Consider the following 25,634-nt stretch of genomic DNA (forward strand, 5'->3'; position numbering starts at 1 on the left):
ATATAACATGTGCCGATGTAACTATTATATTCAAAACATAAACAATAATCAAGTGCTTAACGGTGAACGGTAGTAAAAAAACGGTAAACGGTCGCTATACGGGCTGCATTGCATTTTCAACCTTTATAGCGGAAGGAAGGATGACTTCCGTCCTGACGATGCCGTTTTCGTAGTTCATAAGGAACGAACCGTTTTTTGACTCGATGACCTTTTTTGCATTGCTTATGCCGTATCCGTGTCCGCCTTCGGACTTTGAAGATACGAATTTTCCGTTGTGCTTTACGGGCTCTGTGAGCGATGTGTTTGATACTTCAAGTATAAGCGAAGAACCGATGTTCCTTACCGATACCGATACATTTTTTTCCTCGGTCTTGACGGCTGCTTCAAAGGCATTTCTCAGCAGGTTCGAGAAAACCGTACAGAGGTCCATTGACGACAGCGAAAGCTCCATAGGCAGATAGCCGTGCCAGTTAAGAGTGACATCACTGTACTGCGATGCTATATCGTTGACAATGGCGTTTATAAGGTTGTTGCCTGTTTCGGTAGAGGTAACTATTTCGTTGAGCGAGGTCGTGAGGTTGGAAAGATAGTCCTCGAATTCCTCGTATTTGCCTTCTGAATAGAGCGTTTTAAGACAGTATAGATGACTCTTTATATCGTGGCGGAACGCTCTTGTCTCGTTCTCGCGCTTAAGGAGCATGGTGTAGTATTTTTCCTGTATCTTCATAAGCTGATTGGCTTCTGCATTTGCTTTTTTCAGCTTGTGGTTCTGTGCCTTGTTGGAGATAAGTGCCTCGCAGATGAATACGAAGAACAGACAGCTCAGACTGACTCCGAGTATCACTACTCTCATTATGTTTCCGTTGAAAGAATCCGAAGCTGAAAGCTGTATCGCTCCGAAAAACAGTCCGACGGCTATACCGCCTGCGATAAGCAGGACGGTTGTTCTGTTGGACAGACCGTTCTTAAGCTCATTTCGCTTACGTATGTTGTGTATCATAAGCGGAAGCAGCATTATCAGCGAAAGAGAATTCATCAGCAGATACTCGAACCTGTTTTCAATGACTGAATTGAGGTTTATATCGAAAAGAGATACGCATATGCCCAAAAGCACCATATCCATTATGACGATATACAGATATCCGAGAACTGCCGCGACGTATTTCTTCTTTTCAACGGTCATTACGCATACCGCAGCTATGGAAAGAAGTCCCACTATCAGCGAATACAGCGAATGATACGCCCATACCGACAGCGCGCCTGCAAGTATGCATGAGACTGCACCGACAGTCAGCATCGTTTTCAGCGTTCGGCTCTTTATGCGGAATATGCCGAACTGAAGCATCATCAGTTTAGAAAGCTCGATGATGAAGAAAAGTAGATTAAAAAACAGATTGGTCATACGTCCTCCGTTCTCACATAGAGCTTGCGTTCAGGCGTATGAAGTCGAAAAGCGCCTTTCTGAACTGTGCGTTCTTGCGACGTGAGATAGGAATGGTGGTTGATATGTAGTTCATCTCTATCTCATTCTGGAGTATATTCTTGACATGCTGGAGAGATACCGCAAAGGACTTGTGAGTCTGGAAGAAGCTGTTCCCCACGAGTTCAAGGAGATACTTCATCGCAAGCGAAGAGGTTATCACGCCCGAACGGGTGTATATGTATGTTCCGTCGCCGAAGGCTTCAAAGCAGACGATATCGTTCTTATCGATGAGAACGGTCTCGTGACTTGTTCTCACTGCTATCTTGCAGTTCCCGAGGAGCTCTTTATCGGCGGCATAGATAGCCTCTGCAAGCTCGTTGGGGTTTATGGGTTTAAGCAGGTAACGATAGGCTCTTACTTTAAAAGCGCTTCTTATGAATTCCGTATGACTGGTCAGGAAAATAATATGTGCAAGGCTGTCTTTTTCTCTGATGATCTTAGCGGTCTCCATGCCGTTGATATCGGGCATTTCTATGTCAAGGAAGTAAATGTCGAATTTTTCGTCTGCTTCAAGCAGCTCGCTGCCTGATGAGAATTTTTGTATCAAGTAGTCTGACTTTATACTGTGTATTTTGCTTTCGAGTGTGTCTCTGATGCAGGCTTCGTCATCGCATATTGCAACTTTTAACTGCATTCAAACGCCGGTGGATGTTTCCGGCTTCACCTCACTTTCCCTGTTGTGATCCATTTCCGTTTCAGCGGATTCTCATACCCGCTGTATATTATCCCTGTTTGATTAATGCAAAGTGTTAAATCAAACTATTTTATTATATCATAACTTTATGCATTTTGCAATAGCTTTTGAAGAAATTTAGATAAAAAATATTATTTTAATAAACTAAATGTATATTGTTACTAACGTATTGCTTTTTGTAAATTAAATTATGCCGAAGCCTGTCGTAATATGCAGTTAACTGTCGTAAAAGTCGGCGGTGCGAGAATATTGACGATTTTACTTGACAAGTATTTGGTAAAAGTGATATAATATAGTGTATTTGTATTATGAATTAAAACTGCCCTGCGGCGGTTATGATCAACAAGAGGTGAATTATCAATGAAATACGAAGAGCTCGCAGGTAAGCCCGATATAAGCGGGATACAGGAAAGCGTCCTGAAATTCTGGAAGGACGAGAAGGTGTTTGAAAAGTCTGTTGATAAGGAAGGCGCAAACGAAGTCGTCTTCTATGACGGACCTCCTTTCCCGACAGGAAAGCCTCACCACGGTACCATACTTGTATCATTCATCAAGGATATGATCGCAAGATACTGGACTATGAGAGGCTATAAGGTGCCCAGAGTATGGGGCTGGGACTGTCACGGACTTCCTATCGAGAACCAGGTCGAAAAAGACCTCGGCATCGATGACAAGAACTATATCGAGAATACCCTCGGTATCGACAAGTTCAACGACAAGTGCTTCGAGCTGGTTTCAGGCAATAACGAGGCATGGAAGGAATACGTTGAGCAGATGGCGCGCTGGGTAGACTACGACGGTGCTTACAAGACCATGAATTTCTCATTCATGGAGAGCGTTATGTGGGCTTTCAAGCAGTGCTACGATAAAGGACTCATCTACCGTGATTACCGCGTAACTCCTTACTGTACACACTGTGAGACTTCGCTTTCTATCTCAGATACAAGAGAATCGGATTCCACACGTCCCCGTCAGGACAGATGGATAATCGCAAAGTTCGCTACAGACGAGAAGATAAACGGCAAGCCCGTATTCTTCCTTGCATGGACAACAACTCCGTGGACTCTTCCTTCAAACCTCTGCCTTGCTGTAGGTGAAGCACTGGATTACTCCTTCGTTGACGTAGGAGAGGAAATATTCATCGCTTGTACAAACGTACTTTCAAAGTATGAAAAGATATTCGGCAAAGAGCCTGTAATAGTCAAGGAGTGCAAGGGCGCAGACCTCGTGGGACGTACTTACGAGCCGCTCTTCCCCTACTTCGCAGACCTCAAGGATAAGGCTTTCAAGGTAGTTACTGCCGATTACGTAGGTTCTGACGAGGGTGTTGGTATCGTACATACAGCTCCTGCCTTCGGTGAGGACGACTACTGGACCTGCAAGAACAACGGCATCCCGCTTGTTAATCCTGTTGACGCAAAGGGACGCTTCACCGAGGAAGTTACAGACTTCTATGAGCCCGACGGCGACAAGAACGTTATCGAAATGAACCCGACTGTTATCCGCTTCCTCTATGAGCAGGGCAAGGCTGTTGCAGACGGCACCATAGAACATAACTATCCGCATTGCTGGAGATGTAAGAGACCTCTGATCTATAAGGCTATGGATGCATGGTACTTCGATGTTACAAAGATCAAGGACAGACTCATCGAGTGCAATGAGGAGATAAACTGGGTTCCCGAGACAGTAAAGCACGGACGTTTCGGCAAGTGGCTCGAAAATGCACGTGACTGGAACATCTCACGTAACCGCTACTGGAGCACACCTATCCCGATCTGGGAGTGCGATAAGTGCGGCGAGAGAACTGTACTCGGAAGCGCTGACGAGATCGAGGAAGTAAGCGGAGTCAAGCTCACAAACCTCCACCGTCAGTACATGGATAAGGTTACATTCAAGTGCAGCTGCGGCGGCACAAAGAAGAGAGTTCCCGAGGTTCTCGACTGCTGGTTCGAGAGCGGCTCTGTTCCTTTCGCTCAGAAGCACTATCCATTCGAGAACAAGGAGTGGTTCGATTCACACTTCCCGAGCGACTTCATCGTTGAGTATACAGGTCAGATACGCTGCTGGTTCTATTACCTCCACGTACTTTCAGTTGCGCTCTTCGACAAGCCTTGCTTCTCAAACTGCATAGTTCACGGTACGATACTCGCAAAGGACGGAAAGAAGCTTTCCAAGTCCTCAAAGAACTACACAGATCCTATGCACCTTATGAAGAGCTTCGGTACAGACGCATTCCGTCTCTACCTCTATCAGACAAATGCAATGCTCATCGGCGATCTTCTCTTCGATGACAACGGTATACAGGACGCTTATCAGCAGATAATCCTCCCTTACTGGAATGCCTGCAACTTCTTCATAAGCTACGCTAATATAGACGATTTCAGACCTGAAAAGCTCACTCCGCCTGCATCCGACAATCAGCTTGACAGATGGATGCTGGCTAAGCTCTATGAGGCTACCGATACAATAACCAAGAATATGGATGCATACTTCGTTAACAAGTATGTTGACAGCCTTATCGAGCTTGTGGACGGCCTTACAAACTGGTTCATCCGCCGTTCAAGACGCCGCTTCTGGGAGAAGGGCATGTCTCAGGACAAGAAGAACGCTTACGAGACACTTTACTACGTTCTCGTCAACATGACAAAGCTGTTCGCTCCTGTTGCTCCTATCATCTCGGAGAAGATCTACCAGACTCTTACAGACGGCTTTTCTGTACACCTTGATTCATGGCCTGAGATACCCGAGAGCTTCCGCGATGACGAGCTTCTCGATCAGGTAAAGCTTGTACGCAATGTTATTTACCTTGCACGTTCTATCAGAAGCAAGAACAACGTAAAGAACCGTCAGCCTCTCAGCAGACTTGGCGTTGCACTCTCCGATGACAGCGGAATACCTGTTATCAAGTCCTTCAGCGACATAATCGCAGAGGAGCTGAACGTTAAGACAGTTGAGGTACTTGAAAGCGTTGAGAGCGTTGCAGAGGTAAAGTATGCACCTAACTTCAACGAGATAAGGAACCGTTATCCCGACAGAGTTCCCGATATCATCAAGGCTGTAAAGAGCGGCAAGTTCCGTCTTGCAGCAGAGGGCGCTGTACTTGAGATCAACGGCAGTGAAGAGACATTCGATCCCGAGATCATCCTCGTTACCTACCAGGCTAAGGAAGGTCAGCACGTTGCAAGCGAAAAGGGCATCGTTGCTGCTCTCGACCTTACTATCACTGACGAGCTCCGCGAGGAAGGCTTCGCAAGAGACATCGTCCGCAGCATCCAGGATGCCCGCCGTCAGCTCGACTGCGAGATAATGGATCACATCAGCATCCAGCTTGAAGGTGATATCCCTCAGAACTGGGTAGACTATATCTGCGATGAGACTCTCAGTAAGGTGGCAGATGTGGCTTCACCTGATCTCACTCTTGAAGTCGCTTTCGATGACGACCGCAAGGTAACTGTTAAGATAAACAAGTAATAAATAAAGGACAGGCGTCCCGAGATCTGCGGCTGCGGATAACGAGGGCGCCGTCTCCGCGCATTGAACCGAAAGGAAATTGTAATGAAAAGAGACCTTCCAAAGACCTATGATCCCAGCAGTGTTGAAAAGCGGATCTATGAAAAGTGGGAGAGCGACGGCTGCTTCAGAGGCATCCGCGATCCCGAAAAGAAGCCATATACCATATCCATGCCGCCCCCGAACGTAACGGGACAGCTCCACATGGGACACGCTGTTGACAATACCCTTCAGGATATCCTCATCCGTTTCAAGAGAATGCAGGGCTATGCTGCTCTCTGGGTGCCCGGTACTGACCACGCCGCTATAGCTACAGAGGCTAAGATAGTTGAAGCTATGCGTCAGGAGGGACTTACCAAAGCTGACCTCGGCAGAGATAAGTTCATGGAAAGAGCATGGGAGTGGAAAGAAAAGTTCGGCAACCGTATAGTTAAGCAGCTCCGTACACTCGGTTCTTCCTGCGACTGGGAGAGAGAACACTTCACTATGGATGAGCAGTGCTCAAAGGCTGTTCTTGAAGTATTCGTAAACCTCTATGAGCAGAAGCTCATCTACCGCGGAAACAGAATGGTAAACTGGTGCCCTAAGTGTCAGACATCAATATCCGATGCAGAGGTAGAGTATGAGGAGCAGAACGGACATTTCTGGCATATCCTCTATCAGGTAAAGGAAACAGGCGAGTTCCTTGAAATCGCTACAACACGTCCCGAGACAATGCTCGGCGATACTGCAGTTGCTATAAACAGCGAGGATGAGCGTTATAAGCACCTTCACGGCTGCCACGTTATCCTTCCTCTTATCAATAAAGAGATACCTATCGTATGCGATGAGCATGCCGATATGGAAAAGGGTACAGGTGTAGTTAAGATAACTCCTGCACACGATCCTAACGACTTCGAGGTAGGTCTCCGCCACAGCCTTCCTGTTGTACGCTGCTTCACATATGACGGTCACATGACAGGTGAAGCTGATGTTAAGGAGTACCGTGAACTGGTTGAAAGCGGAAAGGCTGCTGACGACGAGCCCGAGGTACTGGACTGCGGAAAGTACGCAGGTATGACTACCGCAGAGGCAAGAAAGGCTGTTCTTGCAGACCTTGAAGCTCTCGGCATCCTCAAAGAGACCGAGGACCTTAAGCACGATGTAGGTACTTGCTACCGCTGCCATACAACTATCGAGCCAATGGTATCAAAGCAGTGGTTCGTAAGAATGAAGACTCTCGCAGAGCCTGCAATAAAGGCTGCTGAGGTGGGCGATATCAAGTTCGTTCCCGAGCGCTTCACAAAGACATATCTCAACTGGATGAGAAATACACGCGACTGGTGCATTTCACGTCAGCTCTGGTGGGGACACCGTATACCTGCATGGTACTGCGCTGACTGCGGCGAGACAAACGTTGCCAAGGAAGCACCGTGCAAGTGTGCTAAGTGCGGAGGCACAAACCTCTCACAGGATCCCGATACACTGGATACATGGTTCTCATCAGCACTCTGGCCGTTCTCTATTCTCGGCTGGCCTGATAAGGACTCTGAGGACTATAAGTTCTTCTATCCTACAAGTACACTCGTGACAGGCTATGATATCATCGGTTTCTGGGTAAGCCGTATGATATTCTCGGGCCTTGCATATACAGGCAAGCTGCCATTCGATACTGTAGTTATCCACGGTATCGTAAGAGACAGTCAGGGACGCAAGATGTCCAAGTCTCTCGGCAACGGCATCGATCCTCTTGAGGTCATCGACCAGTACGGTGCTGACGCTCTCCGCTTCATGCTGGTACAGGGAAGCTCTCCCGGAAACGACATGCGTTACAGCGAAGAAAAGATCGTTGCAATGAGAAACTTCACCAATAAGATATGGAACGCTTCACGTTTCCTTCTTATGAATATGTCCATAGAGAAGGTCGAGCTTCCGAAGGAGCTTGAACTCGAGGACAAGTGGATCCTCTCCAAGCTCAACAGCCTCATCAAGGACGTTACCTACAACATGGAGAGCTTTGATACAGGTGTTGCAGCTCAGAAGATATACGACTTCATCTGGAGCAGCTTCTGTGACTGGTACATCGAGCTTGCAAAGATACGTCTCAACGGTGAGGACGAGCAGAAGAAGAACAACGTTCAGAACGTTCTCTGCTATGTTCTTACAGATATACTCAAACTCCTCCACCCGTTCATGCCTTTCATAACCGAGGAGATATATCAGGCACTTCCTCATGACAGCGGCTATCTTATGATGCAGAGCTGGCCTGAGTACAGCGAGTCGCTGAGCTTCCCGGAGGACGAGGCTAAGATGGAGAAGACAATGGAGACCATCAAGGCAGTACGTGAGTGCAGAGCAGAGCTTAAGGTACCGAATTCACGCAAGGCTAACGTAACTATCGTAACAGCAGTACCCGATATGTACGATGCTGCAAAGAGCTTCCTCGTAAGAATGGCAAGCGCATCCGAGGTCGAGGTCATCACCGAGGAGAACGATTCGCTTACAGGTATGGTAAGTACAGCAACAGCTGACGCAAAGATATTCCTTCCTCTTAAGGAACTTGTTGATACAGACAGCGAAAAGGCAAGGATCAACAAGGAGCTTGAAAAGGCTTACAAGGAAATGGAATTCGTTAACAGCAAGCTGAATAACGAGAGCTTCATGTCCAAGGCACCCGAGAAGGTGGTAGCTTCTGTACGTGAAAACGAAGCTAAGACAAAGGCACTTATAGAGAAACTCCAGGAGATGCTCGCATCACTTGGCTGATAGCAAAAGGGACGCAATATGCGTGATACATATAAAGACATTTCATACGTATTCATCGGGGAAAACCTTTCTGAGGAAAGGTTCTTCCCCGAACCCCTTTCCAAAGACTTTTGCCCCAAATTTTCAGCCTGACAGGTCATTCTTCCGCATTGATTTTAGTGCGGAAGTTTTTTTATAATGACCTGTCAGGCTGAAAATTTAAAGTAAAGGCTTCAAAAAAGAATTGAGGAAAGATTCAATTCAGAATAGCTTTCCTCAATGATTAAGTGTAAATATCTATACATGTATAATCATAAGTGAATCCATAAAAATCATTCTATCATATTTTTTATGCTCTGCATACGCATGTCCCATGAGGCGCTTTCGTCCGCACACTTTTTCATATCACTTGCAAGCAGGTCGAGCTTCTCCTGCGGAAGGTCCTTCTTGTAGCGGAGCTTGTGTTCGAGACTTGCCCAGAAGTCCATAGCTATCGTGCGGAGCTGTACTTCAACCTTGACCATGCGCTTTTCGTTTTCAAGGAATATAGGTACAGCCACTATCAGGTGGAGACTTCTGTAGCCGTTCGGCTTAGGGGACTCTATGTAGTCCTTGCGCTCGATGAGGGTTATGTCGTCCTGACTGAGAAAACAGTCTGCAAGGCGGTAGATGTCCTGTATGAATGAGCATATAACTCTTACTCCTGCGATATCGTGGATGTTTTCTTCCAGCGCTTCGAGAGTGTTCGGGATATTCTTCTTCATGACCTTGCGGAAGATACTGCTGTAGCTCTTTATCCTCGACTGTATGAACTCAATGGGGTTGCTTTCACCGTTTATCGAGAACTGCTCGTTGAGCACCTTGAATTTGGTCTCTATCTCCATGATAGCGCACTTGTAGTATGTGAAGAACTGCTGGAGCGGTATCATGCTCTCTTCGAGCATACCGATGAACTCGCTTTCCGTCATGTCCTGATCGGAGAGGTTTATCAGTTCGTTCATTACCTGTCTTCTGCTTGAATTATCCATTATTTATCATTCCTTTCGGCGAAAAAACGCTTTTCAAATTCGGGAGTTCCTGATGTTACCTTCAAACCGTTAAGGTAGCTCATAGGCGAATCCTCAGGGAGGTCGAAGATGAGGGAATAGGCGCAGAGTGCCTGTCTGAACACTCCTCTCCGCTTGTTGGCTGAGGGATCGCCGTATTTGCCGTCCCCGAGAAGGGGAGCGCCGATGTGTGCAAGATGTGCCCTTATCTGGTGAGTCCTGCCCGTATAGAGTGTCACTTCGATGAGATACAGTCTCGAACGCTCTGCAAGTACACGGTAACCCGTCTTGATCTCTCTGAATCCCTCTTTCGGCTCGTCGGATATGCGGACTATATTCCTGCCCTCGTCCTTGCGGTGATAGGCGGTGAGTATGTCCTCCTGGGAGGGCGGTGCCGAAACCGTGATGCAGTGGTATATCTTATGGAGCTGACCGTTTTTTACTGCGGAGTTTATCTCCCTCAGTGCGGCAGCGTTCTTTGCGGCGGTAACGAGTCCCGAAGTGTTCCTGTCAAGGCGGCTGCACAGCGCAGGTGCGAAGGAGCTTTCCTCCTGTGGATTGTATTCGCCCTTTTCGCAGAGATAGAGCTTTATGCGGTTTATGAGGGTATCGCTGCTGCTTGTTGCGTTGGAGTGGGAATCGAGTCCCACAGGCTTATCTGCAATGAGGATATTATCGTCCTCGTAAACTATGTCGAGCTCCCGTGAAGCGGACCTGAACGATAGGTCGTGCTGTTTTTCGGCTGCAACTTCGTCCTTGACGTAGACTCTTACCACATCACCTTCTGAAAGGCGGTCGGATATATCGCAGCGCTTGCCGTTGAGCTTTATGTCCTTTTTGCGGATCAGGCGGTACATCATACTTTTAGGCAGCTCGGGCATTGCCTTTGATATGAATTTATCTATTCTCTGACCGCTGTCATTATTGTTGATAATAAACTCTTTCATATATATACTCCGTGGAAAACTGGTGTGAAAATAAACAGTTTTTTATATTTTTGTTAGTGCACAACGCACAATGTTTCGGACAGGCTATTGTTTTTTCTGCATAAAGCTTGCGTTTTTCATTTAAGTATGTTATACTATATACACAAACCCATCGCAGGAGTTTTCAGTGCGGTTCTGAATGCGATGAGGAAACCGATCACGGATCAGGTGCATCTGTAAAGCCGTCAGTCCTCTTACGACAGTGTCATGGATGTGCTGAATGATCCCTTAATAATTGAATAGCAAGGAGAATGATTGTCATGAGCATATCCAAAAGGCTGATCAGTGCTGTTATGTCAGGCATACTTGCCCTCGGCACAGCGATCACCGCAGCTCCCACAGCTTTTGCTGCAACGCTGCCTGCCGATGCTTCCGCTGAGTTATATGATAGCACAAATTCAGCCGAAAGTAAAGACTCTGAAGGAAAACCTTTCGACGTATTTGGAATCTACAATGCTTATCAGGAGCTTGTACCCGCAACAGCCCCTGCAACTACATCCACTACCACCACAACCGTTCCCAAAACTACAACGGCTGCAACTACAGTAACTACTACTGAAGAGCAGACTACCACTGCCGAGACCACAACTACTGCCCCTGAGGTGCCTCTTTACATCACAAGACGGGGTATAGACGTATCCAAGTTCCAGAATACAATAAACTGGCCGCAGGTAAAGGCAGGCGGTATAGATTTCACTATAGTACAGGCAGGCTACGGACGTGAACTCTATCAGAAGGACTATAAGTTCGATGAGAACGTACAGAACGCCAAGGCTGCCGGTCTGGACGTAGGTGTATACTGGTACAGCTACGCTAATTCACCGGAGGATGCAGTAAGGGAAGCAGAGACCTGCTACGAGATCATAAAGAACTACGATTTCGAGTATCCTGTATACTACGATGTTGAGGAAAAGTTCCAGAGCTACTATTCCGCAGCTTATATGTCACAGATAGTTGACGCTTTCTGTTCCACAATTGAATCAAAGGGCTACAGGGCAGGCGTTTACAGCTATGCTTGGTTCCTTGAAGCGAATATCTACAGAAGCGTTCTTGATAAATACGAGGTATGGGTCGCACAGTATGCAAGTTCACCATACTCGTTCTCAGGCGAATACGGCGTATGGCAGTATTCGGGTACAGGCTGGGCAAGCGGTGTACCTACACAGGTCGACCTGAACTACTCCTATAAGAATTATCCTTACATACTTTCTCCCGAGACATATTCAGGTCCCACAGGTACGGTAGCTACAGCTTCGCCTGCAACTAAAAGTACGACAACGACTACAGCATCCTACAAGAAGGGCGTTGATATATCGTCCCTGCAGGGTGATATAGACTGGGGAAAGGCTAAGGCGAACGGTGTTGATTTTGCGATACTCCGTGCAGGATACAACGGTATCGAACCCAAGACTGATGCGAACTTCGCAAAGAATGCTGCGGATGCAGCTGCGGCAGGAATGCCGATAGGCGCTTACTGGTACGCTACTTCTACCACCGTTGAGGGAATGCTTAAGGAGGCAGAAGCCTTCTATAATACGATAAAGGGTATCAAGTTCGATTATCCGCTGTATCTCGATATAGAAGATCCTGTTTACTCCAAATCGGAGCTGACTCCCGAAAAGATAACAGAGCTTGTAAAGGCATTCTGCGGATACTTCGAGGATAAGGGATATTACATAGGAATCTACAGCTATGAATTCTTCCTTACAAACCACGTTGATCCTTCACTCTTTGAGCTCTATGACGTATGGCTCGCAAATTACGGAGTTGAAAAGCCTGCGTTCAGCAGTAAATACGGCACATGGCAGTATGATATCGATGTCAGCATAGACGGTATCGGTGCTCCTGTTTCTGTAAGCTACTGCTACAGATCGTATCCTTCGGTAATGAGGGAATATCATCTTAACGGTTATTGATAATGTCAGATATGCATATCGGTCGTTCCGATATGCATATTTTTTCAGGAATGAGGAATTATGGTTGAATTTATAACAGGCGCTGCGGGAAGCGGTAAAAGTACGCTGATGTTTGAGCGCATAAAGCAGGAATCGGAAAATGCCGACAGGGTATGTATCATCGTACCAGAGCAGTATTCCTATGAATTCGATAAAACTCTGTACTTCTATCTCGGTGCGGAGCGCTTCAACGAGCTGATGTCTCTCAGCTTCACCAGCCTTGCACGTCAGCTGTTCCAGCTGTTCGGTGAACCCGACAGAAAAGGCGAGTACGCCGATGATCTTGCACGTATGATAATCATATATCAGGCTATCTCTGCCGTAAGAAACGATCCCGCTTCATTCAGCTACTTCCGCCGGACCAGTATGCAGAACGGCTTCGCAGAGGAGATGCTTAAGCTTATAAACGATATGAAGCGTTCGGGCATAGCGCCGAATCAGCTTGCGGTAAAGGCTGTTATGCTGGATAACAAGCTCAGGGACAAAACGGACGATGTGGCTTCGGTATACTTCGAGTACGAGCGCCTTATGGAGGAATACGGCTATAAGGACGAGCTGGAAAACGTCCGTGAAGCTGCAAAGACAGCTAATCTGAACAGATATTTCAAGGGCAGGAAGGTATTTATAGACGAGTTCGAGAGCTTCACGGGAGATCAGATAGAGATGCTCAAGGTCATGATATCATCTGCGGATGATGTGGTCATAACTCTCAGGACCGATGATCCCGATGCAGGTGAGTTCACCTTGTTCGAGACCGTAAACCGTACCTACAGGACAGTCAGGGAGATATGCCGTCAGGAGAACGTGCCCGTTAAGGTGACTTCATGTGAAGGATGCTACCGATTTGCAAAACCCGATCTGGAGTACCTCAGCAGGCATATTATGCGGAATTTCCGCTATGAGCCGCAGAATTCCCCGAGTCCCGACAATATAAGCATTTTCGAGGCAAGAGACATGTACAGCGAGGCGGAGTATGTCTGCGCCGAGATAAAGAGGATGATATATGCCGACAGTTCCCTCAGATTCAGGGATATTGCCATTATATCCAATGATATCGCACAGTATTCCGAGGTGCTTAAGGCGGCATTCAGAAGATATGACATACCATACTTCCTGAGCATCGAAAAGCCTGTTGACCACACTTCGGTAATGGTATTCTTTACGGCGCTTCTGGACCTTATGTCCTCAGGCAGGTTCCGCACGGAGCAGATGTTCAGACTGATAAAGTGCGGAATACTTGATATATCCGTTACGGACTCGTCGCTCCTTGAAAACTACTGCTACAAGTGGAGCGTTGACGGCGATATGTGGACTCGTCCCTTTACTGCCGAGGATGAGGGCGTTGAGGAGCTTGAAGAACTCAGAAAAACCGTAGTAAAGCCCCTTGTACAGCTCCGCAGGAAGCTTTCGGGAGAAAATACCGCTCAGGAGGTCTGCGGACTGCTTTACGGCTATCTTACGGACTGCGGTGCGGATAAGAGCCTCGGAAGACTCATGGTACGCCTTATCCGTCAGGACAGGGACTACGAAGCTGCCGAGCTGAAAAGGCTCTGGGGCTGCCTTATGGAGATACTGGACAGCGTGGCATCTGCTATAGGTGACAAGATCATACCGTTCCCCGAGCTGAGCCGCATAATCCGCTCCATGATAGGCAGACTGACCTATTCCGTACCTCCCCAGACGCTGGACGGCGTTATCGCTGCATCTGCACGTACCGCGCGTCTCAATGCACCGAAGGTACTCTTCGTAATGGGAGTGAACGAGGGCAGCTTTCCGCAGAATGTGGATCTTCACGGACTTTTCTCCGAAGCCGACAAGCAGAAGCTTGCAAATGAGGGCATAGAGATAGCTCGTCCCGTTTCTGACCTTATCGCAGCGGAGCGCCTTATAGTGTACAAGTCGCTGTCTGCGGCTTCACACAGGCTTTATGTGACCTATCCGCTTTCGGACCTTTCGGGACAGGTCCGCTACCCTGCGCAGGCAGTGGACAGCATCATCCGTATGTTCGGACGTCCCGATATACGCATCACCGAGGATATGCTTACTCCCGACCGCTATGCGGTGACGCTCCACTCTGCCTACTATCACTATATGCAGGACAGAAAGCTGAATACAAGGGAAACTGCATCTATCAGGAAAGTGCTTACGGAAGTGCCGGAATACAGCAGACGCATATCTCAGGCACTCAGCAGGTCCGGATTCTCGCACGACTATAAGATAGACCGAAGCATAATGGAAAAGCTGAAGAACTTCGAGCCTCTCAGGGTATCTCCATCGGGACTTGAAAACTATAACAGGTGTCATTTCATGTATTTCTGCGATTCCTGTCTGAGACTTCAGAAGTGCGAAAAGGTGGAGCTTGACAGCAGGATAGCAGGGGACCTTACCCACAACTGCCTCAGAAGCGTACTTGCTTCACGAACAAAGGATGAGTTCGTGGGACTTTCCTACGACCAGCTGTGTGGAGAGATACGCCGTGCAGCGGACAGTTACCGTGAGGAGAAGCTTGGGGGAGACTTCGGCAAGACTCCGAAATTCGGACTTATCTTCAACAAGCTAACCGAGCGTCTTGCGGATGTATTTCTCTATACACAGCAGTCCCTTATGGCAAGCAGCTTTGTGCCTGATGCCTTTGAGCTGGACCTGCGTGACAAGCGTCCTGCGGAGATGTCCTTCGGTGACGGCAAAAAGCTGGTATTCGGCGGCATAGTGGACCGTATGGACGTTTGCACAATCGGCGACAGCAGATACCTCCGCATAATAGACTACAAGAGCAGCAGAAAGAATATAACTTCAAAGACGCTTGCAGGCGGACTCAATATGCAGATGCTGATATACCTGTTTTCGGCTACGGAAGCGAACGGGTTGTATTCGGACTGCAAGCCTGCGGGAGTTCTCTACTCGCCTGTGCAGATAAACAGTGTAACTGCGGAGGAATCCAAGACTGACACCCTCAACAGCAGCGTTATAGAATCGGGACTTAAGGGCAGCGGTCTCGTACTTAGTGATATGGATGTCCTTTCCGCTATGGAGAGCGGAGTGAACGGTCGTTTCATTCCCGTAAAGACCAATAAGGACGGCGCAATAGACAGCCGTTCAAGCTGTATATCTTCCTCGGGAATGGAGCTTCTCAGGGAGTACACCTACGGCAAGCTTAAGGATATGGCGGAGTCGCTCCTTTCGGGCGATGCCGAGGCACTTCCGCTGGTAATGGGGACTGATATTCCCTGTACCTTCTGCGATTTCGGCGATATATGCGGAAACTCCGAGGCAGAAATATTCCGCGGTCCCGACGAGTCCGAAGTGGAAAAGGCAGATGAGATATTATCAATGAAAACGGAACGAGGTGAGGGATAATGGCATGGACAGAACAACAGAATAACGCTATCGAAGCGAGAAATTCCTCCGTGATAGTATCTGCGGCGGCAGGAAGCGGTAAGACTGCTGTACTCACCGAGCGCCTTGTGAAGCTTCTTGCGGATCCCGATTCCGGAGTACGTGCGGACAGGCTTGTTGTGGTAACGTTCACAAATGACGCTGCCGCAGAGCTGAAAAAGCGCCTTGATATGAAGCTCAGGGCACTGATAAACGACGATCCCTCCGATCAGCACCTTCTTAGACAGCAGGTACTCCTGCAAAGCGCAAAGATATCCACCATAAACTCCTTCTGCTTCGAGCTGATAAGGGACAATCTTACCGAGCAGGGTATAACCTCGGGATTCGGAGTTCTTGACGAGGCGGATGAAGCAGTGCTCAGGGCGCAGGCAATGGAGGAGCTTTTCAACTACTACAGCGAATCGGAGTATGAGAAGATATCCTTCCTCTATGACCGTTTCTGCATAAAGAACGAAAAGCCCCTTATGGAGATAATCGATAAAATGGACAGATTCCTTGCATCTGCGGCTTTCAGGGACAAGTGGCTGGACGATGCTGTAAGCGAATACAGCAGGGATTTCAGGGACTCGGCTTATTGCAGGACATTTATGGCAAGCTGTCTCCGTCAGATGAAGAGGGCATACCGTATTGCTAAGGAGAACATTGACCTTATCACCGATGCATTCCCCGATGTTACTGGAGTTCCTGCGGCGGTAAAGACTCTTGCACAGGTACAGGACGACTGCGAATCGGTATTCACCTGTATGAGGGCATTTGAAAGCGGAAGATTCCCCGAGGAAAGTGAGATACCCGTATTCGGCAGGCGAGTTGCAGTAAACAAGAATGTTATCTGCGACCACTCGCTTCTGGAGGTCTATGCCGCAAGGCGCAAAATGGTAATGGACACCGTCAAGAGCGTAACAGCAAGCTATTCAAGGGCGGAAGCGGACTTTGCGGAATCAGGCGAGGTAACACAGGTCCTTGCAGAGGTGCTGAAAAAGTATCAGGAGATAATATGGCAGAGAAAGTGCGAAAAGAACGCAGTCAGCTTCGATGACGGCGAAAGACTTGCTTTGGAGCTTCTTGCGGACTTCGACGAGAACGGAAATATTGTACAGTCCGAGACCGCTCTGAGAGTTGCGGAGATGTACGATATCATAATGATAGACGAGTATCAGGACTCCAACAACAAGCAGGACCTTATCTTCAAGCTCATGTCAAAGAATTTCGGAAGAACTGCCGACGGACAGCCTATGTACGGCGACAATGCCTTTCTTGTGGGAGACGTAAAGCAGTCTATATACGGCTTCCGACTTGCAAACCCGAAGAACTTCATCGCAACATTGAAGGCTTCCGAACCATACAGTGCTGATAGTCAGGCGAAAAACAAGGCTATTTTCCTGAACAGGAACTTCCGCAGCTCTCCCGAGGTCATCGACACGGTAAACTATATATTTTCGCGGATAATGTCTGAGGACTGCGGAGATATAGCCTATGACGACAACGAGAAGCTGTATTTCGGAGCGCAGGAATACTCGTCACATACAGGTGACAGACTTACCGAACTGCGTTTCATACCGGATGCTGATGAGGAAGTACCTTCGGGAAATGCCGAAGCTGCCTGCACCGCAAAGAAGATAGCGGAGATGCTCCGCACAGGTGCAGAAGTCGTGAAAAAAGAGGGCGGCACCCGTCCCTGTACTCCTGCGGATTTCTGTATCCTTACCAGAAGCAACGGCATTACTGCCGATTTCGTAAAGGAGCTTGAACTCCGTGGCATACCTGCAAAGGGAAGCGAGGAAAAAGGATACCTTAAGTCGAGGGAGATAACCATACTCCTTGACCTTCTGAGGATAATCAGCAATCCCCTCCGGGACATCCCCCTTGCGGCTGTACTGACTTCGCCCATGTACACCTTCACAATAGGCGATATAGCGTACATACGCTCATTTGACAGGAAAAGTCCGCTGTTCTCGGTCATCAGGGACGTGGTAGGCGGTAAGTACGAGGACTTCACGGATATGTTCCTTATAGAGCGCTGTGCCGACTTCATGGAGGCTCTGGATGCTTTCCGTCTTGACTCCGTAACAATGACCGTAGGGGAACTGATAACTTCCATATACGACACCACCGACTTCATATCCGTTATGCAGCTCTACAGTGACGGCGAGAAGAAACGTGCAAATCTCAGGGCGCTGGTTCAGTATGCGATAAACTACGAAACAGCGGCTTCTGCCGAGGGATTCGGTGGACTGAACGGTTTCCTGCGTCATATTGACAGGATAATGGAGAACGGCGACTACGCACAGGGCAAGGTCTCGGCAAGCTCGGGCGACTATGTATCGGTACAGACCATGCACAGCTCCAAGGGACTTGAATATCCGTTTGTATTCATCGCACAGACAGACCATAAATTCCGTTATGATTCGGACACCGTTATGTGTTCCGCAGACGGCAGGGTAGGCTATATCCTCTACGATCCGAAGCTGGTAAGGAAGTATAAGACCTTCCAGCAGATAATGCTTGCAGAGGAAAAACGCAGGGATGCACGAAGTGAGGAGATGCGCCTGTTGTATGTTGCCCTTACCCGTGCAAAGCAGAAGCTGTTCATAAACCTTAAATGCGGCGAGGATGCTGTAAAGCGCATAAGCGGTCTGACTGAGGAGTGCGTCATAAACAACAGCAGTATAGCCTCTCAGGTGAACAATGCAGACACTTATGCGGACTGGATATGGGCGTGTCTCATGAAGCACAGGAGCTTCGGTGAGATAGCGGAGAAAACAGCAATTGATACGGAGCGTTTCGGATTGCCGAAGTGGGATTCTGAGGACGAACTGTTCAGCTGTGAATACTGCGTTCCCGACTGCTCAGATATCATAACAGAAGCCGCAGAGGAGCGTGAAGCCGAGCCTGACGAAGCACTTTGCCGTGAGCTTCGGGCACTTATAAACAGTACCTACGACAGGGAGCTTTCACAGATGCCTGCGAAGCTCAGCGTAACACAGCTGACGCATAAATTCACCGATACCGAAGAGCCTGATATGCAGCTTCAGCGTCCGAGGTTCATAACGGGTGTTGAGAAGCTGACAGGTACCGAGCGAGGTACTGCGATACACACCTTCTTCCAGTACTGCGACCTTAATGCGGCAAGGATTGAACCCGAAAAGGAGATACAGCGGATGATATCTGCGGGATATCTCACCGAGGCGCAGGGCAGGGCTATAGATACAGACAAGGTCGGCGCATTCTTTGATAACGAGCTGTACGGACGTCTTATTAACTCCGGGAGCTATGTCAGGGAGAAGAAATTCATGGTTGCCGTAGCACAGCTTGATATCAGCGGTCCCATAATAGTGAAGCTGAGACATTCCGACGGCATGATAAAGGGTATCATAGACCTTATGTTCGAGGAAAAGGATGGTCTTGTGATAGTGGACTACAAGTCCGACAGAGGAGCATCGGCGGATGCACTCAGGGAGCGCTATACGGCGCAGATACAGCTTTACCGTGCGGCGGCTGAACTGACCACAGGCAAGAAGGTCAAGGAAGCTTGTCTTTACTCCTTCGAGCTGAAACGTACAATAAATATACCTATATAAAGGGACATGCCCGACTCTTTGCGAGTCGGGCATGCTCTGTAAGGAGAAGATATGAAAGAATGAAGATGATTTCAGTTGTTATAGGTAGGATCTTCTGCACTGAATGGGATATCAGCCTTTGCAGTTTTGTTTGTGACGTCCTCTTCAAGGGTGAGTTCGAGTTCGATCTCTTCGCCGTCACGGTAGATCTTCATGGTGATAGTATCGCCTGCCTTGTGCTGATCCCTTATCTTGTGCATCTCATCGGCAGTAGTAACAGCTTCGCCTTCGATCTCGATAATGATATCGCCGTGCTTGATGCCTGCCTTGTCAGCGGCACCACCCTCCGATACAGACTGAACGTAAAGTCCCATAGGTGTATCATAGTATTTTGCATATGCTTCAGTTATATCGTAGGTAGATACGCCGATCTTCGGACGTCCCGTAACGTATCCGTTGTTGATGAGGTCATCTATAATTACCTTAGCCTCTGTTATCGGGATAGCGAAACCGAGTCCCTCGACTGTAGCCGAACCGTAGCTTGAACCCATTTTTGCGGAGTTGATGCCGATGACCTGACCGCAGCTGTTAAGGAGCGGTCCGCCTGAGTTACCCTCGTTTATAGGGGCATCGGTCTGGATGAGAGTCATATCCTTATCGTCTATGGAGATCTGACGGTTGAGTGCTGAGACTATACCGCTTGTTACTGAACCGAAAAGCTCGAATCCGAGAGGGTTGCCGACTGCTATAACAAGTTCGCCTACACGAAGGTCATCACTGTCGCCGAACTGTGCGGGAGTGAGGTCTGATGCATTTATTTTCAGTACGGCAAGGTCTGTTTCCCTGTCGTAAGCGATTATTTTTGCCTTATACTCGGTCTCGTCGCTGAGAAGTACAGAAACTTCCTTTGCTTCGCCGCCGCCGTACTCCGATTCGTAGATAACATGAGCGTTGGTGATGATATAGCCGTCGCTTGTCATAACGATTCCCGTACCCGTACCCACAACGTTCTGTGTCTGAGTTTCGGGCTGCATACCGAAGAAGCTCCATGTGTTATAGGTCTTGGAGATCTCGAAGTTTGATGATATGCCGACTACCGAAGGCATTACCTCGTCCACGATATCAGGAAGGTACTTTGCATCCTTACGTGCAGCGATACTGATAAGGCTCGGGAGGTTTGAAGAAGCGTTCACAGCCTCTTTATCCTCGGGAGCGGTCTCGGGATCGTTTTCCATTTCGTCTTTTTTCTCGCGGAAATTATTCTGAGTCTCAGCAGCTTCTGTAAGCTGTGAGGAATCGAGCTTGGTGTCGTTCATGAATTTATAAAGCTGTACTGATCCGCCGCCTACTATAGCAAGGCAGAGCAGAAAAGCGATAGCTTTCAGACCTCTGTGCTTCTTTGGCTTTTTGGGCGGATCTGTTTCGTATGAGTATTCCGACGAGCTGTCGGTGTATTCATTATAATTATCAGACATTTTATGAAATCCTCGCTTTCATATTATCATCATATTTTATATACTCTATTTATTATGCCATGTCCTCTGAATATTATTATAGCATCTATTGTGATGAAATTATGATAACATACAGAAAAAATCGTGGTATACTTTTCTGTGGCGGCAGACGTTCAGCGTAGGGAGTGATATTGACTTTTCGGGCGTATCGGGTTATAATTAATGTGTACTCAGTAACCGCCTTTGGGCGGTTACTGCCCCGAACTTTGTTCGGGGAGCGCAAATTCCCTAAAATATAAAGAATTTGCGCGTCACATTTCTTTATGTCAAGCTCATTTTGCCCGAAAGGGCAAAACAAAGTGCAAGAAAAAACTTCTATATAATTTTTTCTTGCACTTTGACAACTTAAAATCGGCTTTGGAAGCTATAATAAGCCATTTTTTAGTTGCTGAGCAGACATTAATTAGTTAACTATACTGCTGCCTGATGCTGTACAGCGGAAGTATCTGCGGAGGGCCGTAAACCTGAGAGGTGCAAAATGGATCAGAAGAAAATCGATCGTATAAACGAGCTTGCAAAAAAATCAAAGGCAGAGGGACTTACCGAAGCTGAAAAAAAGGAACAGACCGAGCTGAGAAACGAGTACAGACACGCAGTTGTGGGAAATCTCAATGTTCAGCTTGAAAATACATACATAGTTACTCCCGACGGCAAAAAGCGCAAGGTCGGAAGCGGAAGCAAAAGGTGAGATATGACTAACGGTGAACTTTTTAACGCAGCTGTAAAGGCTGCCGAAAATTCATACAGTCCCTATTCGCATTTCAAGGTCGGTGCAGCTCTGCTGACTGCCGATGGGAAGGTCTATACGGGATGCAATATCGAGAACGCTTCGTATTCACTCACTAACTGCGCCGAGCGTACCGCCGTATTCAAGGCTGTATCCGAGGGCGTTAAAGATTTCAAGGCTATAGCTGTTGCAGGAAGCGGAAACGGCGATTTCAGCCGTCCCTGTACGCCCTGCGGTGCCTGCTTGCAGGTGCTCAGCGAGTTCTGCGGAGACGATATGGTGATAGTCCTCTCAAACGGCTGGTACAGGCTTGCGGACTTCCTTCCCATGCGTTTCACAGAGGAGAGCATGAAATGAGTTCACTTATTCCCGTAAACGAAAACAAGGAGCAGTATATGGAGCTCCTTCTCATCGGTGACGAACAGGAGAATATGATACTGCGGTATCTGGAGCGCTGTGAGCTGTATGCGCTCTGCGATGAGGACGAGGTATGCGGCGTTTGTGCCGTTACGGACGAGGGCGGAGGAGTTCTTGAAATAAAGAATATAGCCATACGTCCCGAATGTCAGCGCCGAGGTCTCGGAAAGCTCATAATAGAGCTTATAGCCGTGAGGTACAGCGGTCGGTATTCCGTACTCAGGGCAGGAACGGGGGACAGTCCCCTTACAGTGCCGTTTTATGAGAACTGCGGATTTACAAGGGCGTATACAATTCCCGATTTCTTTACGGATAACTACGATCACCCTATTTTCGAGGGCGGAGTTCAGCTTCGTGACATGATTTATTTTGAAAAGGAAATTTAACTTTCGGAGGAATTATGCTGAAAGACAAGATAGAAAAGCACCTTCTTGAGGTGCAGAAGCCGTCAAGATACATTGGCGGAGAGGTGGGCAGCATCATCAAGGACAAGTCAAAGGTGGATGTCAGGTTCGCATTCTGCTTTCCCGATACATATGACATTGGTATGTCACATCTCGGAATGAAGATACTTTATTCGCTCACAAACGAGCGTGAGAATTACTGGTGCGAGCGCTGTTTTGCTCCGGGGCTTGACTTTGAGGAGATAATGCGTGCAAACGATATCCCCCTTTATGCGCTGGAGTCCCTTGATCCTATAAAGGACTTCGATTTCATCGGCTTTACTATGCAGTACGAACTGTCATACACAAACGTGCTGAATATGCTGGACCTTGCAGGCATTCCCATATTCGCAAAGGACCGTACAGAGGAGCTTACACAGATAGTTGTTGCAGGAGGTCCATGCGTCTGTAACCCCGAGCCCCTTGCGGATTTCTTCGACCTGTTCATACTCGGTGAGGGCGAGGAGGTAAACCTCGAACTCATGGACCTCTACCACGAAATGAAGCAGCAGGGCGCAAAGCGTATCGATTTCCTGAGACGTGCTGCACAGATACAGGGAATATACGTGCCGCAGTTCTATCATTTCAGCTATAATGAGGACGGCACTATCAGCGGAGTTACAACAACGGACGGCGCTCCGCAGACCGTAAAGAAGCGCATAATTAAGGACATGGACAGCGTTTACTATCCCGATAATTTCGTTGTTCCGTTCACTGAGATAGTTCACGACCGAGTATCGGTGGAAGTCCTGAGAGGATGCATAAGAGGATGCAGATTCTGTCAGGCAGGCTTCATTTACCGTCCATTCCGTGAAAAGTCCACGGATACCATATGTAAAGAGACAAAGGCACTTTGCGAGAATACAGGCTATGATGAGGTATCTCTTGCTTCGCTCAGTACAAGCGATCATTCGGACATCGATCCGATGCTTACCCGTCTTATTGACTACACAGTAGGCGAGAGGGTGAATCTTTCGCTCCCTTCACTGCGAGTGGACAACTTCTCGGAATCGCTTCTCAACAAGATAAAGAAGGTTCGCAAGAGTGGACTTACCTTTGCTGCCGAGGGCGGCACACAGCGTCTCCGTGACGTTATCAACAAGAACGTCAGCGAGGATGAGATAATGAACACCTGCCGCATTGCTTTCGAGGGCGGCTATTCCACAGTAAAGCTCTACTTCATGATGGGACTTCCCACAGAGACCGACGAGGATATAGTCGGTATCGCAGACCTTGCACAGCGTATAGTGGATCTGTTCTACAGCATTGAGGACAGACCTAAGGGCAGGGGAGTACAGGTATCTGTAAGCTGTGCCACATTCGTGCCGAAGCCCTTTACTCCGTTCCAGTTCGAGCCCCAGGATACCCGTGAGATGATAGAGCATAAGCAGAAGCTGCTCCTTGACTCGGTAAAAACCAAGAAGGTCAAGGTCAGCTACCACGATCCTAATGTAAGTATGCTTGAGGTCATCCTTGCAAAGGGCGACAGACGACTTTGTCAGTCCATATACACCGCATGGAAGAAAGGCTGTAAGTTCGACAGCTGGGAGGAGCATTACAAGTTCGACAAATGGCTCGAAGCCTTTGCGGAGTGCGGTATAGATCCTTCATTTTACGCCAACAGACGATTTGAATACGACGAGATACTCCCGTGGGATCACCTTGACTACTACGTTACCAAGGAGTTCCTCATAAGAGAGAACAAAACGGCACGTATGTCCGTAACAACGCCCCATTGCCGCCTGAAATGCTCGGCATGCGGAGTAAGCAAAGAGATAGGAGGCCCTTGTTTTGCAAAGAGTAAGAGCGATATTTGAGAAAAAAGGCAGAGCAAAGTACATCTCCCACCTGGACCTTAACCGCTGTATGCTGAGGACTTTCCGACGTTCAAGGCTGCCTATATGGTATACCGAGGGCTTCAATCCGCACCCCTACTACAGCTTTGCACTCGCCCTTTCACTGGGGTTTGAGAGCAGCTGCGAGATACTCGATTTCAACATAACCGATGATAACATGTCGATGGAGGAGATAAGGGACAAGCTCAACGCAGTTATGCCCGAGGGCATGAGCATCGTGTCTGTGGCGGAGCAGAAGCTCAAGATAACCGCTATTGCAAAGGCTGAGTACAGCTTCTCACTGGTGAGCGATGATGTTCAGGGACTCTATGACGCTGTACAGAAGCTTCTTGCACAGCCTGAGATAAACATAGAGAAAAAGACAAAGAAGGGCATCAAGACTGTAGATATCAAGCCCGATATGGAGGTACTGTCCTGCGAAAAGACCGATGATTCGGTGGATATGAGGATGTATCTCCCCGCTGGAACACAGACTAACTACAACCCGACTCTCTTCTTCGAGGCTCTTTCAAGGACTACAGATGTGGCGTTCACACCGGAAAAAATACTCCGTACCGGTATTTTATGCGAAAATAATGAAATTTTTTCTTAAAAACACTTGCAATTTCTTTTAAAGTGTGGTATGATATAAAAGCATTTGAAATTCCGTCTGTATATCTCACATACAGATGAGGGTTAATGCCGAAAGACATTAAATCGGATAGTCCGCTGCCCGTATCGTCCCAAAGGGATTTTCGCGCCAAGGCGCATGTTTTACGTTTTTTCTGTATATGCTGTTTTGCTGGACGGTGTATGCGGAACGGGTATGAATGTTCGGAAATTTTAGGAGGAAATAAAAATGGATGCACTTAAGTTAATCAGCGAGTCAAGCATGAAGCAGGATGTCCCACAGTTCAACGTCGGCGATACTGTAAAGGTACACGTAAGAATCAAGGAAGGCGACAAGAGCCGTATCCAGGTATTCGAGGGTACTGTTATCGCTAAGAAGCACGGCGGCATCAACGAAACTTTCACTGTAAGACGTGTAGCACACGGCTGCGGAATCGAGAGAGTCTTCCCTGTACACTCACCTGTTGTTGACAAGGTTGAGGTCGTAAGATACGGTAAGGTTCGCAGAGCTAAGCTCTACTATCTCCGCGACAGAGTTGGTAAGGCTGCTAAGGTTAAAGAGCAGATCCGCTAAAAAGCTGGTTGACAGAGTCGGGCGGATTTTCTGCCCGCTCGTCATTTCCTTAAATCAGGGACTTAGAAGTCCCTTTTTTGCTACATGGAAATTTGTGAAAAAACTCACGAACTTATGAAATCAAAGCGGAATGAGGTGCTTTA

16 protein-coding genes are annotated in these 25,634 nt (G+C 47.9%); 11 read left to right on the forward strand and 5 right to left on the reverse strand.

What is annotated here, in order from left to right:
• Positions 1-94: 94 nt before the first annotated feature.
• The gene (locus BT127_RS09390) at positions 95-1,402 is read right to left on the reverse strand and encodes a sensor histidine kinase (RefSeq protein WP_075424752.1); all 1,308 of its coding nucleotides are present in this window, start codon (positions 1,400-1,402) and stop codon (positions 95-97) included.
• Between the two features lie 13 nt (positions 1,403-1,415).
• Positions 1,416-2,117, reverse strand: a complete 702-nt coding sequence (locus tag BT127_RS09395; RefSeq protein WP_075424753.1) for a LytR/AlgR family response regulator transcription factor — start codon at positions 2,115-2,117, stop codon at positions 1,416-1,418.
• A gap of 420 nt (positions 2,118-2,537) precedes the next feature.
• On the opposite strand from BT127_RS09395, the gene ileS reads away from it, so the two are divergent.
• Both ileS and BT127_RS09405 read left to right on the forward strand, forming a co-directional pair.
• The gene (gene ileS / locus BT127_RS09400; RefSeq protein WP_075424754.1) at positions 2,538-5,648 is read left to right on the forward strand and encodes an isoleucine--tRNA ligase; all 3,111 of its coding nucleotides are present in this window, start codon (positions 2,538-2,540) and stop codon (positions 5,646-5,648) included.
• A gap of 84 nt (positions 5,649-5,732) precedes the next feature.
• Positions 5,733-8,432, forward strand: a complete 2,700-nt coding sequence (locus tag BT127_RS09405) for a valine--tRNA ligase (RefSeq protein ID WP_075424755.1) — start codon at positions 5,733-5,735, stop codon at positions 8,430-8,432.
• Positions 8,433-8,743: 311 nt separating this feature from the next.
• Here the strand turns inward: BT127_RS09405 and BT127_RS09410 are convergent, their stop codons facing one another.
• Both BT127_RS09410 and BT127_RS09415 read right to left on the reverse strand, forming a co-directional pair.
• Positions 8,744-9,439, reverse strand: a complete 696-nt coding sequence (locus BT127_RS09410) for a GTP pyrophosphokinase (RefSeq protein ID WP_075424756.1) — start codon at positions 9,437-9,439, stop codon at positions 8,744-8,746.
• Complete coding sequence (locus BT127_RS09415; RefSeq protein WP_075424757.1) at positions 9,439-10,404, reverse strand: RluA family pseudouridine synthase; 966 nt, start codon at positions 10,402-10,404, stop codon at positions 9,439-9,441. The genes BT127_RS09410 and BT127_RS09415 overlap by 1 nt, the downstream gene beginning before the upstream one ends.
• 299 nt (positions 10,405-10,703) lie before the next feature.
• Here BT127_RS09415 and BT127_RS09420 point away from each other — a divergent pair, with 299 nt between their 5' ends.
• From BT127_RS09420 to addA, 3 genes are read left to right on the forward strand one after another with little or no spacing between them, the layout of a single operon-like run.
• On the forward strand, positions 10,704-12,359 hold the full coding sequence (locus BT127_RS09420; RefSeq protein ID WP_075424758.1) for a GH25 family lysozyme: 1,656 nt from the start codon (positions 10,704-10,706) through the stop codon (positions 12,357-12,359).
• A 60-nt stretch (positions 12,360-12,419) separates the two neighbouring features.
• Positions 12,420-15,755: a PD-(D/E)XK nuclease family protein gene (locus BT127_RS09425; RefSeq protein WP_075424759.1), complete on the forward strand. Its 3,336-nt coding sequence runs from the start codon at positions 12,420-12,422 to the stop codon at positions 15,753-15,755.
• Positions 15,755-19,372: a helicase-exonuclease AddAB subunit AddA gene (gene addA / locus BT127_RS09430; RefSeq protein ID WP_075424760.1), complete on the forward strand. Its 3,618-nt coding sequence runs from the start codon at positions 15,755-15,757 to the stop codon at positions 19,370-19,372. Before BT127_RS09425 ends, addA begins: the two co-directional genes overlap by 1 nt.
• Positions 19,373-19,443: 71 nt before the next feature.
• Here addA and BT127_RS09435 read toward each other — a convergent pair whose 3' ends face one another.
• Entirely contained in the window at positions 19,444-20,826 is a 1,383-nt protein-coding gene (locus BT127_RS09435; protein ID WP_075424761.1) for a S1C family serine protease, read from the reverse strand.
• A gap of 517 nt (positions 20,827-21,343) precedes the next feature.
• On the opposite strand from BT127_RS09435, the gene BT127_RS09440 reads away from it, so the two are divergent.
• From BT127_RS09440 to rplS, 6 genes are all read left to right on the forward strand, one after another.
• Entirely contained in the window at positions 21,344-21,553 is a 210-nt protein-coding gene (locus BT127_RS09440; RefSeq protein ID WP_075424762.1) for a DUF896 domain-containing protein, read from the forward strand.
• A gap of 3 nt (positions 21,554-21,556) precedes the next feature.
• Positions 21,557-21,949: a cytidine deaminase gene (locus BT127_RS09445; RefSeq protein WP_075424763.1), complete on the forward strand. Its 393-nt coding sequence runs from the start codon at positions 21,557-21,559 to the stop codon at positions 21,947-21,949.
• Positions 21,946-22,395, forward strand: a complete 450-nt coding sequence (locus tag BT127_RS09450; protein WP_075424764.1) for a GNAT family N-acetyltransferase — start codon at positions 21,946-21,948, stop codon at positions 22,393-22,395. The genes BT127_RS09445 and BT127_RS09450 overlap by 4 nt, the downstream gene beginning before the upstream one ends.
• Positions 22,396-22,409: 14 nt before the next feature.
• Complete coding sequence (locus BT127_RS09455) at positions 22,410-24,269, forward strand: TIGR03960 family B12-binding radical SAM protein (RefSeq protein WP_075424765.1); 1,860 nt, start codon at positions 22,410-22,412, stop codon at positions 24,267-24,269.
• Complete coding sequence (locus tag BT127_RS09460) at positions 24,244-24,900, forward strand: TIGR03936 family radical SAM-associated protein (RefSeq protein ID WP_075424766.1); 657 nt, start codon at positions 24,244-24,246, stop codon at positions 24,898-24,900. Before BT127_RS09455 ends, BT127_RS09460 begins: the two co-directional genes overlap by 26 nt.
• A 246-nt stretch (positions 24,901-25,146) precedes the next feature.
• On the forward strand, positions 25,147-25,491 hold the full coding sequence (rplS, locus tag BT127_RS09465; RefSeq protein WP_075424767.1) for a 50S ribosomal protein L19: 345 nt from the start codon (positions 25,147-25,149) through the stop codon (positions 25,489-25,491).
• Positions 25,492-25,634: the final 143 nt, after the last annotated feature.

Origin of the sequence: Ruminococcus sp. XPD3002, from assembly GCA_900119535.1 — a bacterium.
GTDB lineage: Bacteria > Bacillota > Clostridia > Oscillospirales > Ruminococcaceae > Ruminococcus > Ruminococcus flavefaciens_H.

Excerpts from the sequence above, each read along its gene's own strand:
- addA (WP_075424760.1), top strand. The coding sequence starts at position 15,755 with ATGGCATGGACAGAACAACAGAATAACGCTATCGAAGCGAGAAATTCC.
- BT127_RS09395 (WP_075424753.1), bottom strand. The coding sequence starts at position 2,117 with ATGCAGTTAAAAGTTGCAATATGCGATGACGAAGCCTGCATCAGAGAC.
- BT127_RS09455 (WP_075424765.1), top strand. The coding sequence starts at position 22,410 with ATGCTGAAAGACAAGATAGAAAAGCACCTTCTTGAGGTGCAGAAGCCG.
- BT127_RS09405 (WP_075424755.1), top strand. The coding sequence starts at position 5,733 with ATGAAAAGAGACCTTCCAAAGACCTATGATCCCAGCAGTGTTGAAAAG.
- BT127_RS09415 (WP_075424757.1), bottom strand. The coding sequence starts at position 10,404 with ATGAAAGAGTTTATTATCAACAATAATGACAGCGGTCAGAGAATAGAT.
- BT127_RS09450 (WP_075424764.1), top strand. The coding sequence starts at position 21,946 with ATGAGTTCACTTATTCCCGTAAACGAAAACAAGGAGCAGTATATGGAG.
- BT127_RS09445 (WP_075424763.1), top strand. The coding sequence starts at position 21,557 with ATGACTAACGGTGAACTTTTTAACGCAGCTGTAAAGGCTGCCGAAAAT.
- BT127_RS09420 (WP_075424758.1), top strand. The coding sequence starts at position 10,704 with ATGAGCATATCCAAAAGGCTGATCAGTGCTGTTATGTCAGGCATACTT.
- rplS (WP_075424767.1), top strand. The coding sequence starts at position 25,147 with ATGGATGCACTTAAGTTAATCAGCGAGTCAAGCATGAAGCAGGATGTC.
- BT127_RS09435 (WP_075424761.1), bottom strand. The coding sequence starts at position 20,826 with ATGTCTGATAATTATAATGAATACACCGACAGCTCGTCGGAATACTCA.
- BT127_RS09410 (WP_075424756.1), bottom strand. The coding sequence starts at position 9,439 with ATGGATAATTCAAGCAGAAGACAGGTAATGAACGAACTGATAAACCTC.
- BT127_RS09425 (WP_075424759.1), top strand. The coding sequence starts at position 12,420 with ATGGTTGAATTTATAACAGGCGCTGCGGGAAGCGGTAAAAGTACGCTG.
- BT127_RS09390 (WP_075424752.1), bottom strand. The coding sequence starts at position 1,402 with ATGACCAATCTGTTTTTTAATCTACTTTTCTTCATCATCGAGCTTTCT.
- BT127_RS09440 (WP_075424762.1), top strand. The coding sequence starts at position 21,344 with ATGGATCAGAAGAAAATCGATCGTATAAACGAGCTTGCAAAAAAATCA.
- ileS (WP_075424754.1), top strand. The coding sequence starts at position 2,538 with ATGAAATACGAAGAGCTCGCAGGTAAGCCCGATATAAGCGGGATACAG.